The organism is Streptomyces sp. WM4235 (assembly GCF_001279725.1).
GTDB lineage: Bacteria > Actinomycetota > Actinomycetes > Streptomycetales > Streptomycetaceae > Streptomyces.
Window position 1 is genome coordinate 10037 of the sequence record NZ_LGDE01000349.1, and the last position, 15337, is coordinate 25373.

The 15337-nt window shown below is 74.8% G+C and carries 10 protein-coding genes; 9 read left to right on the forward strand and 1 reads right to left on the reverse strand.

What is annotated here, in order from left to right:
• The first annotated feature begins 50 nt into the window (after positions 1–50).
• The 9 genes from ADK55_RS40510 (at position 51) to ADK55_RS22170 (ending at position 14289) form a co-directional block, all read left to right on the forward strand.
• The gene (locus ADK55_RS40510) at positions 51–7148 is read left to right on the forward strand and encodes a non-ribosomal peptide synthetase (RefSeq protein ID WP_053681358.1); all 7098 of its coding nucleotides are present in this window, start codon (positions 51–53) and stop codon (positions 7146–7148) included.
• On the forward strand, positions 7145–7351 hold the full coding sequence (locus ADK55_RS22135) for an MbtH family protein (RefSeq protein ID WP_107089273.1): 207 nt from the start codon (positions 7145–7147) through the stop codon (positions 7349–7351). The genes ADK55_RS40510 and ADK55_RS22135 overlap by 4 nt, the downstream gene beginning before the upstream one ends.
• A gap of 190 nt (positions 7352–7541) precedes the next feature.
• A complete protein-coding gene (locus ADK55_RS22140; RefSeq protein ID WP_323178911.1) occupies positions 7542–7985 on the forward strand; it encodes a cobalamin B12-binding domain-containing protein in 444 nt (147 codons plus the stop codon).
• On the forward strand, positions 7982–9304 hold the full coding sequence (locus ADK55_RS22145) for a methylaspartate mutase (protein ID WP_078999275.1): 1323 nt from the start codon (positions 7982–7984) through the stop codon (positions 9302–9304). Before ADK55_RS22140 ends, ADK55_RS22145 begins: the two co-directional genes overlap by 4 nt.
• Before the next feature lie 216 nt (positions 9305–9520).
• Positions 9521–10441 carry an asparagine synthetase A gene (locus tag ADK55_RS22150; RefSeq protein ID WP_078999283.1) on the forward strand — a complete coding sequence of 307 codons (921 nt, stop codon included), beginning with the start codon at positions 9521–9523 and terminating at the stop codon, positions 10439–10441.
• Positions 10438–11757, forward strand: coding sequence for a glutamate synthase-related protein (locus ADK55_RS22155; protein WP_078999276.1), 1320 nt, complete (start codon positions 10438–10440; stop codon positions 11755–11757). Before ADK55_RS22150 ends, ADK55_RS22155 begins: the two co-directional genes overlap by 4 nt.
• Positions 11758–11783: 26 nt before the next feature.
• Entirely contained in the window at positions 11784–12074 is a 291-nt protein-coding gene (locus tag ADK55_RS22160; RefSeq protein ID WP_053681366.1) for a hypothetical protein, read from the forward strand.
• Between the two features lie 75 nt (positions 12075–12149).
• Positions 12150–13436 carry an MFS transporter gene (locus ADK55_RS22165; RefSeq protein WP_078999285.1) on the forward strand — a complete coding sequence of 429 codons (1287 nt, stop codon included), beginning with the start codon at positions 12150–12152 and terminating at the stop codon, positions 13434–13436.
• Positions 13437–13446: 10 nt separating this feature from the next.
• Positions 13447–14289 (forward strand): 4'-phosphopantetheinyl transferase family protein, encoded by an 843-nt coding sequence (locus ADK55_RS22170; protein WP_078999278.1) that lies wholly within the window; start codon positions 13447–13449, stop codon positions 14287–14289.
• Here the strand turns inward: ADK55_RS22170 and tsaD are convergent.
• On the reverse strand, positions 14258–15334 hold the full coding sequence (tsaD, locus tag ADK55_RS22175) for a tRNA (adenosine(37)-N6)-threonylcarbamoyltransferase complex transferase subunit TsaD (protein ID WP_234350197.1): 1077 nt from the start codon (positions 15332–15334) through the stop codon (positions 14258–14260). The genes ADK55_RS22170 and tsaD overlap by 32 nt on opposite strands.
• Between the last annotated feature and the right edge of the window lie 3 nt (positions 15335–15337).

The window sequence follows — 15337 nt, forward strand, 5'->3', positions numbered from 1 at the left end:
GGGGTCACGGACTCCGCTCCGCATCCCACCCCTCGCCTGGAGGCCCCGCGATGCCCTCGACCGCCCCCACCGCCTCCGCCGTCCTGGACGGCGGCCCGGCGATCACCCCGGCGCCCGCAGTGCTCGACCGGATCGCCGCCCAGAGCCCCGAACGGGTCGCGCTGGTGCACGGCGAGCGCCGGATGACCTACGGACAACTGGCCCTCGCGGTGGCGTTCCGCGCCGACGAACTGGCCGGCTCCGGGGCGGGCCCGGGACGCCTGGTGGCCGTCCACCGGCCCCGGGGCGCGGACGCCGTGGTGGGCCTGCTGGCCGCCCTGCGGACCGGGGCCGCCTACCTGCCGCTGGACCCCGGGGCGCCCGCCGCCCGCAACGCCGCGATCCTCGCCGACTGCACGGGCGTCGACGTCCCCTTGGTCGAGGGCGAGTTCCCGCTTCCGGGCGCGGGGGTTCCCGAGGGTTCCGCGTACGTGATCTACACCTCCGGCTCCACGGGCACGCCCAACGGCGTCGTCGTCGGGCACGGGGCGTTGGCCCGGTTCGTGGCCGGCGCGGGCGCCCGGTACGCGATCACCGCCGAGGACCGGGTGTTGCAGTTCGCCCCGCTGCACTTCGACGCCAGCGTGGAGGAGATCTTCCTGACCCTGGGCGCGGGCGCCACGCTCGTGCTGCGGGACGAGGAGATGCTCGACGTGCCGGGGCTGCTGGCCGGGTGCGCGGCGCACGGCATCACGGTGCTGGACCTGCCCACCGCCTACTGGCACGAGCTGGCCCACGCCCTGGCCTGCGGGGTCGCCCGCCTGCCGGACACCCTGCGCACGGTCGTCATCGGTGGTGAGGCCGCGCTGCCCGAGCGGGTGGCGCAGTGGTGCCGGAGCGTGGACCCGAGGCGGGTGCGGCTGCTGAACACGTACGGGCCCACCGAGGCGACCGTCGTGGCCACCGTCGCCGACCTGTCGCGGTACACGGGCGGGCCGGTGCCCATCGGGCAGCCGCTGCCGGGCGTCCGGGCGGCCGTGGTGGACGGTGAACTGTGGCTGCTCGGGGACGCGTTGGCGACCGGGTACCTCGGCCGGCCCGAGCTGACGGCCGCCCGGTTCGCCACGCTGGGCGGGGACCGCGCGTACCGCACCGGCGACCTGGTGTTCGTCCGGCCGGACGGGCAGTTGGGCTTCCGGGGCCGGGCCGACGACGAGGTGAAGATCAACGGGCACCGGGTGGACCCCGCCTCCGCGGAGGCCGTGTTGACGGCGCACCCCGGGGTGCGGGAGGCCGCCGTGGTACCGCGGGAGACCGCCGACGGGGTGCGCCGGCTGGCCGCGTTCGTGGTCGCGGACGAGGGGGTGGACGCCGCCGCGCTGCGGGATCGGGTCGCGGCGGAGCTGCCGGCCGCGGCGGTGCCCGGCACGGTGACCCTCGTGGAGCGCCTGCCCCGAACCTCCTCCGGGAAGATCGACCGCAAGGCCCTGCGCGGCCCGGCGGCCGGCGGCGGCGCCGAGTCCCCCGCCGACTCCACCGCCGGCGTCGTGTTCGACGGGGTGGTGCTGCCCCCCGAGGAGCGGGTCCCGCTCTCCTTCGCCCAGCGCCGGTTGTGGTTCCTGGCCGGGCTGGAGGGGCCGTCGGCGACGTACAACCTGCCCGTCGTGCTGCGGCTGGACTCCGTGCCCGACACGGCCGCGCTGGCGGCGGCGCTGGCCGATGTGGTGGAGCGGCACGAGGTGCTGCGCACCGTCTGCCCGGCGGTGGACTCCGAGCCGTACCAGCACGTGCTCCAAGGGCCGCCGGTGCCGTTCGAGGTGACCGGGTGCGCGCCGCCGGAGGTGGCCGCGCTCGTGGCCCGGTTCACCGCCGGAACCTTCGACCTGGGCACCCAACTGCCCTTCAGGGCACGACTGTTCGTGCCCGGTGACGGATCGGCGACGCTGGCGCTGCTGATGCACCACATCGCGGCCGACGGCTGGTCGGTCGGACCGCTGCTGCGCGACCTCGGGGAGGCGTACGCGGCCCGGGCGGCCGGGCGGGCACCCGTCCGGGAGCCGCTGGCGTTGCAGTACGCGGACTACACGCTGTGGCAGCACGAGCTGCTGGAGCGGCCGGCGCGGGCGCTGGAGCATTGGCGGGCCGCCCTGGACGGCATGCCGACGCTGCTGGACCTGCCGCTGGACCGGCCCCGGCCCGCCGAGCCGACCGGCGCCGCCGCCACGCTGGTGGCCCGCCTCGACGCCGACACGCACCGCCGGCTGACCGCGATCGGCACGGAACGCGGGGCGAGCCTGCTGATGGTGCTCCAGCCCGCGTTGGCGCTGGCCCTGGCCGCGGTCGGGGCGGGGACGGACATCGCGATCGGCACCCCGGTCGCGGGGCGGGACGACGAGGCCCTGGACGAGCTGGTCGGCCTCTTCGTGAACACGCTGGTGCTGCGCACCGACGTCTCGGGCGACGCCCCGTACGGCGAGTTGGTCGAGCGGGCCCGGGACACGGACCTGGCCGCGTACGCCCGTCAGGAACTCCCCTTCGACCTGCTGGTGGAAGCCCTCAACCCGCGGCGGGAGTTCGCCGTCAACCCCTTCTTCCAGGTGATGCTGACCGCGCAGGCCCAGGACGGGGAGCGGATCTCGCTCGGCGACGGCGCGCTGAGCGGGCGGTACGTCGAACCGGGCCTGGAGGTCGCCAAGTTCGACCTCAGCGCCTCCTGCGTGGAGCTGCCGGGCGGCGGCCTGGAGGTGTGGTGGCAGTACGCGACGGACCTCTTCGAGCCGCGGACGGCCCGGTTGCTGCTGGACGTGTTCACCCGGGCCCTCGCGCACGCGGCGGCCGACCCCGACGCGCGGCCCTCCGCGTGGCCGCTGCTCGACGAGGAGGAGCGTCGGGGGATCACGGAACGCCGGGCGCGGGCGGCCCTCGACGCGTCGGCCGTGGGGACGGCCGTACCCGCCGGCCGCAGGCCCCCCGCCGAGCAGGTGCTGTGCGCGCTGTTCGGTGAGGTGATCGGGCTCGACGGACCGGTGGCCCCCGACGCCAACTTCTTCTCTGCGGGCGGCCATTCGATGATGGGGGTGCGGCTCGTCAACCGGATCCGGGCCACGCTCGGGGTGGAGGCGCGCATCCGGGACCTGTTCCTCGCGCCGACCCCCGCCGAGCTCGCGGTCCGCCTGGTGCGGGAGGCCGCGCCGGCCGGCCGGCCCGCTCTGGTCCCCGTACCGGCGGCGGACCGACCGGAGCGGATCCCGCTGTCCTCCGCGCAGCGCCGGCTGTGGTTCGTGGACCAGTTGGAGGGGCCGAGCGCCTCGTACAACATCCCGTTCGCGCTGCGCCTGGACCGGCCGCTGGACCCGGCCGTGCTGGCCTCGGCGCTGGCTGACGTCTCGGACCGGCACGAGGTGCTGCGGACCGTGTACCCGGCGGTGGACGGGGAGCCGCACCAGCGGATCCTGGAGGCGGTGCGACCCGAACCGGTACGGGTGACCGTGCCGGAGGGACACGGCGGGGCGGCGGTCCACGCCGCCGCGGGCCACGTCTTCGACCTCGCGACGGAGCCTCCGCTGCGGGCGACGCTGATCGACGCCGGGACCGAACGGTTCCTGGTGCTGGTGGTGCACCACATCGCCGCCGACGGCTGGTCCGCCGGACCGCTCCTCGCCGACCTGGCGCGGGCGTACGAGGCCCGGGAGGCCGGCCGGGCGCCCGACGTGGAGGCCCTGCCGGTGCAGTACGCGGACTACGCGCTGTGGGAACGCGCGGCCCTGGAGGACGGCGCCGCGGCGGACGGGGACACCGCGTTCGCGCGGCAGGCCGCGTACTGGCGGGCGACCCTGGCCGACGCCCCGCCGGTACTGGAGCTGACCGCGGCCCGCACCCGGCCCGCGGAGGCCTCGCACCGGGGGGCCGCCACACCGGTCGCCCTGGACGCCGACACGCACGCCCGGCTGGAGCGGCTCGCGCTGGACCACGGCACCACCGTCCTGACGGTGGTGCAGGCGGCCCTGGCCGCCACCTTGACCCGGCACGGGGCGGGCACCGACCTGCCGCTGGGGACGGTGACCGCGGGCCGGGACGACGAGGCCCTGGACGAGCTGGTGGGCTTCTTCGTCAACACGCTCGTCCTGCGCTGCGACACCTCCGGCGACCCGTCCTTCGCGGAGTTGCTGGAGCGGGTCCGGGACACCGGGCTCGGCGCCTACGCCCACCAGGAACTCCCCTTCGACTTGGTGGTCGAGCAACTGAATCCGGTGCGCTCCACCGCCCACCACCCCCTGACGCAGGTGATCGCGCAGGTGCAGCCGGACGAGCCGCGGACGGCGCCGGACGGCGCGCTGACGGGGGTCCCGCTGGGATCGGAGTCGGGGTTCACCAAGTTCGACCTCACGCTGTCGCTGCGCGAACTCCGGGGCGAGCAGGGGGGGCCGGGCGGGCTGAGCGGTGTACTGGAGTACGCGACGGACCTCTTCGACGAGCCGACCGCCGCGGTCCTGGCGGAGCACCTGGCGCGGACCCTGCGGGCGGTGGCCGAGGATCCGGGGCAGCGGATCGGGGACGTCCGGCTCCTGTCGGAGCGGGAGGAGTCCCGGTTGGCCCGGTACAACGACACGGGCGCGCCGGGCGTCGCGGGCGGGCCGATCCACGAACGGTTCGCGGAGCAGGCCCGCAGGACGCCGGACCGGATCGCCGTCTCGTACGAGGAGGAGGAGCTGTCGTACGCGGCGCTGGACGCGCGGGCCGACGCCCTCGCCCACCGGCTCGTCGCCGCGGGCGTGCCTCGTGACGGGGCGGTCGGGGTCCTGCTGGACCGGACGCCGCACCTCCTGGTCGCCGTACTGGCCGTGCTCAAGTGCGGGGCGGCGTACGTCCCGCTGGACCCGCGGCTGCCGGAGGCCCGGATCCGCATGATCATGGAGGATGTGTCGGCGCGGGTCCTGGTAACGGGGTCGGCGCACCTCGACGCGGCGTCGGTCGGACGGGAGCGGGCGGCGGGTGTGCGCGTCCTGTCCGTGGACGACACCGCCGACCAGGGGTCGGACGCGGTCGCCTCGAATCCCGGCGTGGTCGTGGGCGAGGACGCGTTGGCGTACGTGATGTTCACCTCGGGCTCCACGGGTCGGCCCAAGGGCGTCGGAGTCACCCACCGCAACGTGGTCGAGCTGGCCGGCGACCGCTGCTGGGACCCGGTCAACCACCGCCGGATGCTGGTCCATTCCGCGATCGGCTTCGACGCCTCGACCTACGAGCTGTGGGTGCCGCTGCTGAACGGCGGGCAGTTGGTCATCGCCCCCGGCGACGGCACCGACGTCGCGGAACTCGACCACACCATCCGCACGCACGACGTCACCGCCGCCTACTTCACCATGGGTCTGTTCCACATCATGGCGGACGAGGGCCTCGACACCCTGAAGCTGCTGGACGAGGTGTGGACCGGCGGCGACGTCGCCTCCCCCAGCGCCCTCCAGCGAGTCCTGGACCAGTGCCCGGACACCGTCCTCGTCCACTCCTACGGGCCGACCGAGACCACCTTCGCCTCCCATCACCAGCGCCTCCCCCTCACCGTGCGCACCCTGCCGGGCGTGTACCTGGGGGCCGCGCTCGACAACACCCGCGTCCACGTCCTGGACGCGCGGCTGCGGCCGGTCCCGGTGGGGGTTCCCGGCGAGATGTACATCGCGGGCACGCAGGTGGCGCGCGGCTACGTCGGCCGGCCGGGTCTGACGGCCGAACGCTTCGTCCCCGACCCGTTCGGCGGCGACGGCGGGCGGATGTACCGCACCGGGGACCTGGCGCACTGGACGCCCGACGGGGAGCTGCGGTTCATCGGAAGGGCCGACGGCCAGATCAAACTGCGCGGCTTCCGCATCGAGCCGGGCGAGATCGAGAAGACCCTGGCCCGGCATCCGGGCGTGGGGCAGGTCGCGGTGGTGGTCTTCGAGGACGGACCGGGCGGCAAGCGGCTCGTCGCGTACGTCGTGCCCCGCGCCGGCCACACCCTGACCGACACCGAGCTGCTGCGCTGGGCCGGCGGCGAGCTTCCCGAGCACATGGTCCCCGCCGCGGCGGTGGTGGTCGAGGGCATTCCGCTCACCGTCAACGGCAAGCCGGACCGGGCGGCCCTGCCGGCGCCCGCGCCCGTGGTGCGCGGTACGGGCCGGGAGCCGCGCACCCCGCGCGAGGAGGTGCTCTGCGGGCTCTTCTCCGAGGTGCTGGGGGTCCCGGACGTCGGCATCGACGACAACTTCTTCGGCCTGGGCGGGCATTCGCTGCTCGGGGTACGGCTGATCAGCCGGATGCGGACCGTGCTGGGGCTGGACCTCGGGGTCCGCGACCTGTTCCGCACGCCGACCGTGGCGGGGCTGCTGGGCGACGAACCGACCGGTTTCGACCCGATGGGGGTGATGCTGCCCCTGGCCACCCGGGGTGCGCAACGGCCGTTGTTCTGCGTCCACCCCGGTACCGGGGTGGGGTGGCCGTACGCGGGGCTCGCCCGGCACCTGGGGCCCGACCAGCCGTTGTACGCGATCCAGGCGCGGGCGTTGAGCGAGCTGGGCCACTCCCCCGGGACGGTCGAGGAGATGGTGGCGGACTACCTCCCGCTGATCCGGGAGGTCCAACCGCACGGCCCGTACCGCTTCCTCGGCTGGTCCTTCGGCGGCACGGTCGCGCACGCCCTCGCCGTCGCACTGGCCGAACTCGGCGAACGCACCGAGCTGCTGGCCATGATGGACGTCCACCTGCTGCCGACCGAGCCGGAGCGGCGCGCGATGACTCCCGCCCAGAAGCGGGACATGCTCGTCGGCGACGCCGCGGACGAGCCGGCGGACGCCCCCTTCGACGTGGACGCCCTCATCGGCCTGGTCCGGCTGAAGGATCCGGTGCTCGGCGCGTTCTCCGACGAGGAGATCCGCTCGGTGATCGGGGCGTCCATCAACCACGCGGAAATCATGAACCTGTACGCGCCGCGCCCGGTGGCCACCGATCTGTTGTTCCTGGCGGCCCTTGAGGACGGCGAAACGGAAAACACTCTCGCACGGCACTGGATTCCCTACATCGAGGGCCGCGTCGAGAATCACGTCATCGGGGTCCCGCACACCCGCATGGGAGAGCCGGCCCCGCTCGCCCTGATCGGCCGCATCCTTTCCGAGAAATTGAGGAGTCTGTCATGACCAATCCTTTCGACGACACCGAGGGCACGTTCCACGTCGTGGTGAACGCCGAGGGACAACACGCCCTGTGGCCCGCGTTCGCCGCCGTGCCCGAGGGCTGGGATTCGGTGTGGGGCGCGGGAACCAGGGCGGACGCCCTGGCGTACGTGGAGGAGAACTGGACGGACATCCGCCCGAAGAGCCTCATCGCCCAGTACGTGTGAACCAGCCCCCACCGAACGTCTGAATTCTTCCCGAATTCAGGGAGAGCCGTGACCCGCACCGCGGGTCACGGCTCTCCGCGTCCACCGCATTCCCCGCGCCGGGATTCCGCACGATCGAGCGCCCCGAATTCCCCGATACTGCCGCCTCGACTTCCCCTCGCCGAGGGCGCCCGTTCCTATATTTGTCGGCATGCGACGACGGAATGTGAACATCCTGCTGACGGGTACCGCATCGGACTCCCATACGTGGAATCTCGTCTATCTCCAGCTTTTCCTGGAGGAGCAGGGCCACCGGGTGCGCAATCTGGGGCCCTGCGTGACCGACGACCTGCTGACCGCCGCGTGCGCGGCCGACGCGCCCGACCTGGTGGTCATCAGCAGTGTGAACGGCCACGGATACCGCGACGGCCTGAGCGCCGTCCGGGCCGTGCGGCGCGCCGGCCTGACCCTTCCCGTGGTGATCGGCGGCAAGCTGGGGGTGGCGGGCCGGGCCGATCCGCACGCCCGGGGCCTGCTTCTCGACGCGGGCTGTGACGCCGTGTTCGACGACGGGGACGTCGAGGCCCTGCGCCGCTACCTGAGCCCTGTGACCGCCATCGACGCCACCGCCGCCGCCGCGCGGGCCGTGGCATGACCGCCGCCACGCTCGCCGCACCGATCGTGGCCCGACCCACCACCACGGCCCCCTCGTTCGGGGCCTTCGTCGCGCGGGCGGCGGCCGCCGGGCAGCTCGTCGTCCAGCCCCGGATGGGGTTCGGCGAGCCGCGCCGGATGCGGGCCGGCCTGGAGCGCACCAAGTCCGCCGTCGCCACCACCGTGGGCACCCTCACCATCGACAGCTACACCCGGGTCGGCGATCAGGACGCCGCCCGGGCCGCGCTCGCCGAGGGTCTCGCGCTCAACGGCTATCCGATCGCCACCCACCCCGTCGACCTGACCCGCGCCCTGCTGGACGGGGTGCTGGACCCGGGGTTCCCGGTCCAGGTGCGGCACGGCTCCTCCCGGCCCGAGTCGATCGTGCGGGCCCTCGCCGCCGCCGGGCTCGACGCCACCGAGGGCGGGCCCGTCTCGTACTGCCTGCCCTACGGGCGGACCCCGCTGTCGGAGTCCGTGGAGAACTGGGCCCGCTGCTGCGAGTTGCTGGCCGAGCTGGTCCCGGCGCCGCGGGTGCCGCACCTGGAGAGCTTCGGCGGCTGCATGCTCGGCCAGCTCTGCCCTCCCGGGCTGCTGGTGGCGCTCAGCCTGCTGGAAGGGCTGTTCTTCGCCCGGCACGGCATCGGCAGCGTCTCCCTCAGCTACGCCCAGCAGAGCGACCCCGGACAGGACACCGAGGCGATACGGGCGTTGCACCGGCTCGCCGGGGAGTTCCTGCCGGCCGGCGTGGACCGACACGTCGTCCTCTACACCTACATGGGGGTGTTCCCCCGTACCGAGCCGGGCGCCACCCGGCTGCTGGAGGCCTCGGCACGGCTGGCCGTGCGGGCCGGGGCGCAGCGGCTGATCGTGAAGACCGCCGCCGAGGCACACCGCATCCCGACGGTGACGGAGAACGTGCGCGCCCTGGAGACGGCCGCGGCGAGCGCGGCCCTGGCGGAGGCGGAGGCCGGGCCGGCCGGCGGGCCCGCCGACAGCGAGGTGTACCGGGAGGCCCTGGCCTTCGTGGAGGCCGTGCTGGACCTCGACGAGGACCTCGGGCGGGCGCTGCGGAAGGCCTTCGCGCGGGGCTTGTTGGACGTCCCGTACTGCCTGCACCCGGACAACGCGGGCCGCTCGCGCAGCTTCGTCGACGGGGCGGGCCGGCTGCGCTGGTCCGAGGTCGGGGCGATGCCGGTCGCGCCGTACGCGGCCCCGGCCGGCCGCAGGCGCGCCTTGACCTCGGACGGGCTGCTGGTGGCCCTGGGGGCGGTGGCCCGGAGGTACGACGACGTCGGCGAGGTGGACCGCCCCGGCTGACGGGTTCGAGCACGCGGCCGGTTCGAGCACGCGGCCGGTTCGAGCACACACGGACACGAGACAGGAGTCGACAGCATGGAAACGACGCACGGCACGGAACCCGCGGACACTGCGGGGACGACAGTGACGACAGTGACGACAGTGACGACGGGGACGACGCCCCCGACCCCGCCACCGCTCGGCGAGCACCTGCGCTCGCCCGAGCTGCGGTCGGCGATGCTGGTGCAACAGGAAGTCCTCTTCGCGGCGCGGGAGTTCCTGCGCGGCAGGGAGTTCGTCGAGCTGCTCCCGCCGCTGGTGGGTCCGGTGACGGACCCGGGCGGCCGGGGCGCGAAGGCGCTGGACGTGGACTACTACGGCCGGCCGTACAAGCTCATGACGAGCGCGATCCTCTACAAGCAGGCCTCGCTGAAGGGGTTCCCCCGGCTGTTCTACATCGCGCCGAACGTCCGCGTGGAGCCGCCGGAGACGGCGTCCACCGGCCGGCACCTGGTGGAGTTCCACCAGATCGACGTGGAGTTGGCGGGCGGTACGCGCCGTGACGCGCAGGAGCTCGCGGCCGGGCTGCTGACACACGTCGTGGAGCACGTGTGGACGGCCGTGCCGCAGGTGTTGCGCGAACTGGGGCGGGACGAACTGGACTTCGCCGAGCTGCGGCAGGGCAAGTTCGACACCCGCACCCACGAGGAGGCGGTGGCCGCGCTGATCGGGCGGGGGCACCCGCAGAGCCCGGACGCCGAGATCGACTGGGCGGGCGAGAAGCTGCTCTCGCTGGAGGCCGACCGCCCGTTCTTCGTCAACGACTATCCCAAGGGCTCGCGCGGGTTCTACGACCGCGAGGATCCCGAACGGCCGGGCGTGCTGCGCAACTTCGACCTGATCGCGCACGGCGGCTTCGGCGAGCTCGTCAGCGGCAGCGAGCGCGAGTCCGCGTACGCGACGATCGTGACCCGGATGCGGGAGAGCGGGGAGAACCCCGCCAAGTACGCCTGGTACCTCGACCTGGCCCGCGAGGGCATCGAACCGAGCGCCGGTTTCGGGATGGGGCTGCAGCGCCTGGTCCGCTTCCTGACCGGACTGGACGCGCTGTGGCAGGTCAGCGCGTACCCGAAGCTGCCGGGGGTGATCGCGCCGTGAGCGGGCTCAGCGCCCCCGGGTTCCCCGAGGAGGCGGTACGGGCCCGGGCGCGGGCCGGGACGGCCGAGGTGTTCCCGGCGGCGGACGGGTACGGGTCCCGGCTCTTCGGGGCCGCCCCCGTCGAGCGGGACGGCCTGGACGCCTTGCGGCTCGTTCCGCCGGTGTTCATGCCGCGGCGGCTGGAGAAGCTGATCGACCTGGGCCGGGAGCCCTCGTACGAGGACGTGGACCTGCGCACCCGGGTCGGCGGTTTCGCCTCGCGGCTCCCGCTCTACCTCTCGGCGTTCGGTTCGACCCGGGCGGGTAGCGGGGACCTCGGCGTGGCCGCGGGCCGGCAGGCCGGGCGGCTCGGCATCCCGATGGTGATCGGGGAGAACATGGTGCCGGTCCACGGCTACGGCACGCGTTCGGCGTTGCTGGAGCGGGTGGCGGCGTACGCCGAGACCGTCGCGGACGGGGTCGGCGGGGTGGTGGTGCAGCAGTCGACCGAGGACGCCGACTCCGAGGTGTGGAACCTGCTGTACAGCGACCCGGGGACGCGCGCCCTGCGGGACTCCGGCCGGCTCGGGTTCGAGCTGAAGGTGGGCCAGGGAGCGAAGCCGGGGCTCGGCGGGATGACCGTGGTCGGGGCGGCCGATGCCGAGCGACTGGCCGAACAGTTCGCGGTGCGGGACCTGTTGGGGGATTCCGGTCGGCGGCTGCGCTGCGCGACCCCCGGCACGTTCACCGAGGAGATCGTCCGCCGGCAACTGGGGTTCATGCGGAACAACTTCCCGCTGGCCCGGACCTGGGTGAAGTTCCACCCGGGCCGGGACGTGGGCCGGGCCGCCGCCGTCGCCTGGACGGCGGGCGCCGACGCCGTCACGGTGGACGGCGCCGAGGGCGGCACCGGTTGGGCGCCGCGGGCCTTCCTGGAGGGCGTCGGCCTGCCCCTCGACGAGTGCCTGCGCCGTGTCGGCACCCCGGCCGGGGACCTGCTCGCCTCGGGGCGGATCTGGGAGGGCGGTCGCGCGGTGCGGGTGCTCGCCCTGGGCGCGAGGGCGGTGGGCCTGGGCCGGGCGGCGTTGCTCGCCGTGGACGAGGACCCCGGCGCGGGCCTGGTGCGGCTGGTCGAGGCACTGGCCCTGGAGACCCGGCTGCTGGTCAGCGCCCTCGGCAAGTACCACGTCGGCGACCTCGACCCGGCCGACCTGTGGGCTCCGGACCGTCCCGGCGCGTCCGCCCCCGCCACACCGCTCCCCGACCCGACCGCGCCCGCGCCCGCGCCCGCCACGACGCATCCGGCTGCGGCGACGGCGGTCGGTGGGGCGTCGTGAGGCGGGGCGTCGTGAGGCGGGGCGTCGTGAGGCGGAGCCGGCGCGGCGGCCGGTCCGCGCCGCCCGGTTGTCCGGGCCGCCGCCGTCGACCCGGCTTCGCCCGGGCCCGGTTCCGGCTCTCCGAGCTCCCCGGGGTCACGGTCACACCCACCGCCGGCGGGGGCGCGGCCGGGGCCGCCGCCTCCCGGGTCCTGACCGGGGCCGGCCTCGGCCACCTCGGCGGGCACCTGGAACTGCGGAGTTTCGGTTCGCCCGGCCCGGCCGCCCGGGCCCGCGCGGCGGAACACGCCGTCCGGGCAGCGCTGCGCACCGGCTGACCCCCGCCCCCCGCCCGTCCCTCCCCCTCCCACGTCGCCTCCCCGCCCGCCTTCCACAAGGAACAGGTGCACCTGATGGACACCCCCGCACGTCTCGACACCGAACGCCCCGACCCCGCCCGGCCGGACCCCTCGAAGGTCCTGTGGGGTCGCGTCGGCAGCCTCGTCGGCGGTCAGGCCGCCGTCCAACTGGGCAGTTTCGCCCTGCTGATCGCCATGAACTGGACCGCCGTACAGATCGGCGGGACCCGCGCCGTCACACTGTTGATGCTCGCCGCGACCGTGCCCCGCGCCCTCATGTTGATCTTCGGCGGGGCGGTCGCCGACACCCTCGGTCCGCGCTTCGTCCTGCTGCGCACCACCGCCGCCCGGGTCGTGTTGCTCGGCGTCGGCGCCGTGGTCACGGCGAACAGCGGACAGCTGTGGCCCCTGGTGGTGATCGCCCTGGTCGAGGGCGTGCTGCTCGGGCTGGCCGGACCGGCGTCCGGGGTGCTGCTGCCCCTGTTCGCCCGCGGCGACCAACTGGCCCGCGCGAACTCCCTGTACGCCATGGTCCTGCGGGTCGCGCCGATCCTCGGCGCGCCGGCCGGCGCCTTCCTGATCACCGTCGGGGAGTTGTGGGTGGCGATGTTGGTCGGCGCGCTCACCGGCGCGATCTGGCTCGGCTGCCTGCTCCACGTCACGCACGGGTTCGTCCGGCCGGAGCCGGAGCCCGGGGTCTCCCTGGTGAAGCGGTCCGGGGACGGTTTCCGGCTGCTGGCCCGGCATCCGAGGCTGCGCTGGATGTTCGTCGCGGCGCTGTGCCTGGACATGGCGTTCAGTTGGCCGGCCGAGGTGGCGCTGCCCCTGCTGGTGTCCGAGCGGGGCTGGGGCGTCGGCGCGGTCGGCGTGGTCCTGGCGGCGTTCAGCGTGGGGGCGCTCGGCTCCAGCGCGGTGGGCGCGGCGTTCGCGCACCGCATCCCGATGTTCGTGCGGCTCGTCGTGACGGGCGCCGGACTGGCCGCCGGCATTCTCGTCATGGCGCTGATGCCGTCGGTGGTCTCGCTGACCGCCGTCGCCGCGGGGGTCGGGCTGCTGTCCGGGCTGAACGGCCCGGCGATCGTCACCCTGTACCAACAGTCCGCCCCCGAGGACCGGATGGGCGCCGCGATGTCCACCCTCTCGCTCGCCGGGATCGGCACCGCGCCCGTCTCCATCGCCGTCTTCAGTTCGCTCTCGCTGGTCCTCGGTGTCCAGAGCACCTGGCTGTTGTGCGGTGCCATCGCGTTCGTCTCCCCCTTCGCGGCGGTGATGGCCCTGCGCCAACCGGCCCGCGCCGAGGAGCCGGCGCCGGTGGAGCCGCCCGTACCGGCCGCGGTGTGAGGGGGGTCCCGTGACATCCCTCGCCACCCCGGCCCGCGGCCGGGCCCCCGGGAGGCTCCTGGTTCCGGAGCCGCTGTCGGACCCGGGGCCGGAGCGGGCCGCGCTGGTGGCCGCGACCCCGCAGCTGTGGCTCGTGGACACCACGGCGTACCGGGCGCACGCGGCGCGGCACGCCCCGGGGACCCTGGACGCCCTGGAGTTGGCGCGGGCCGCGGAGTTCGCGCGGGCGGCCGACCGGGACGCGTACGTCTGCGCGCACGTGGCGCTGCGCCGGCTGCTCGGCGCGTACCTGGGGACGACGGCGCGCGAGGTGGTCGTCGAGCGGGCGCCCTGCTCGCACTGCGCGGAGCCGCACGGGCGTCCCGTGCTCCCTGGTGGGACCCTGCACTTCTCGCTCTCGCACTGCACCGGGATCAGCCTGTTGGCCTTCGCCTCCGCGCCCGTCGGGGTGGACGTGGAGGAGGTGGTGCGGCCCGACGTGATCGCCGACACGGCGGACGTGCTGCACCCCAGGGAGGCGGCGGAGCTCGCCGCCCTCCCGGCCGGCGAACGCGCCCGCGCCTTCACCCGGGTGTGGACCCGCAAGGAGGCCTACCTCAAGGGCCTCGGGGTGGGGTTGTCGGAGAACCCGGCCGCGGACTACGTGGGGTCGGGGCCGGAGCCGGCGCGGCTGCCGGGGTGGACGCTGACCGACGTACGGGTCCCCGAGGGCCACCGGGCGGCGCTGGCGCTGAACACGGGGCGCGCGGAGCCCGCGGGGGAACGTGCCGGGGCGGGCGAGGGCGGCAGGGCGAAGTCCGGGCCGGGCGAGGGCGCGGTGCTCACGCCGCCTCGACGGCCGCCCGCGGGTTGAGCGCGGCGTACTCCAGCGGCGCCGACGGGTCGATCGTCAGCTCGTACGGGGCCGGCTCCGTGCCCGCGCGGACCAGCAGGTCGCCGATGGCCGCGATCATCGCGCCGTTGTCGGTGCACAGGGTCATCGGTGGAACCCTCAGTTCGATCCCGGCGGAGGCGCAGCGCCGCTCCGCGAGGTCGCGCACGCGGGAGTTGGCCGCCACTCCGCCGACCACCACCAGGGTCCGGACCCCGTACTCCTTGCAGGCCGCGACCGCCTTGCGGGTCAGTACGTCGGCCACCGCCTCCTGGAGCGAGGCCGCGCCGTCGGCGACCGGCGGTTCCTCGCCGCGCAGCCGGTGGCCCTCGGCCCAGCGGGCGGCGGCGGTCTTGAGCCCCGAGAAGGAGAAGGAGTAGGCGTACGGATCGCCGGCGCGGGGTCCGCCGGTGAGCGGACGGGGGAAGGCGACGGCCTTCGGGTCGCCGCCCCGGGCGGCACGGTCGATGGCCGGCCCGCCCGGGTAGGGCAGGCCGAGGACCCGGGCGACCTTGTCGAAGCACTCGCCGGCCGCGTCGTCGAGGGTGTCCCCGAGGTGCAGGATCGGTTCGCGCACGAGGTCGCGCACCAGCAGCAGCGAGGTGTGGCCGCCCGAGACGATCAGGACCATGCAGGGCTCGGGCAGCGGCCCGTGCTCCAGGGTGTCGGCGGCGACGTGTCCGGCCAGGTGGTGGACCCCGTACAGCGGCAGGTCCAGGGCGTAGGCGAGGGTCTTGGCGCCCGCGAGCCCGACCTGGAGCGCGCCGGAGAGGCCGGGCCCGGTGGTGACGGCGATGGCGTCGAGCTGCGACATCCGCAGGCCGGCCTGGTCGAGGGCCTGGCGGACGACCGGGTTGAAGGCGTGCAGGTGGGCGCGGGCCGCGATCTCGGGCACCACTCCGCCGAAGCGGGCGTGTTCGTCCATGCTCGACGCGACGACGTGCGCGAGGAGCTTTCCGTCGCGGACGATTCCCGCGCCCGTCTCGTCGCAGGACGATTCGATGCCGAGCACCAACGGAGATCCCACGAC

Excerpts from the sequence above, each read along its gene's own strand:
- ADK55_RS40510 (WP_053681358.1), top strand. The coding sequence starts at position 51 with ATGCCCTCGACCGCCCCCACCGCCTCCGCCGTCCTGGACGGCGGCCCG.
- ADK55_RS22135 (WP_107089273.1), top strand. The coding sequence starts at position 7,145 with ATGACCAATCCTTTCGACGACACCGAGGGCACGTTCCACGTCGTGGTG.
- ADK55_RS22140 (WP_323178911.1), top strand. The coding sequence starts at position 7,542 with ATGCGACGACGGAATGTGAACATCCTGCTGACGGGTACCGCATCGGAC.
- ADK55_RS22145 (WP_078999275.1), top strand. The coding sequence starts at position 7,982 with ATGACCGCCGCCACGCTCGCCGCACCGATCGTGGCCCGACCCACCACC.
- ADK55_RS22150 (WP_078999283.1), top strand. The coding sequence starts at position 9,521 with ATGCTGGTGCAACAGGAAGTCCTCTTCGCGGCGCGGGAGTTCCTGCGC.
- ADK55_RS22165 (WP_078999285.1), top strand. The coding sequence starts at position 12,150 with ATGGACACCCCCGCACGTCTCGACACCGAACGCCCCGACCCCGCCCGG.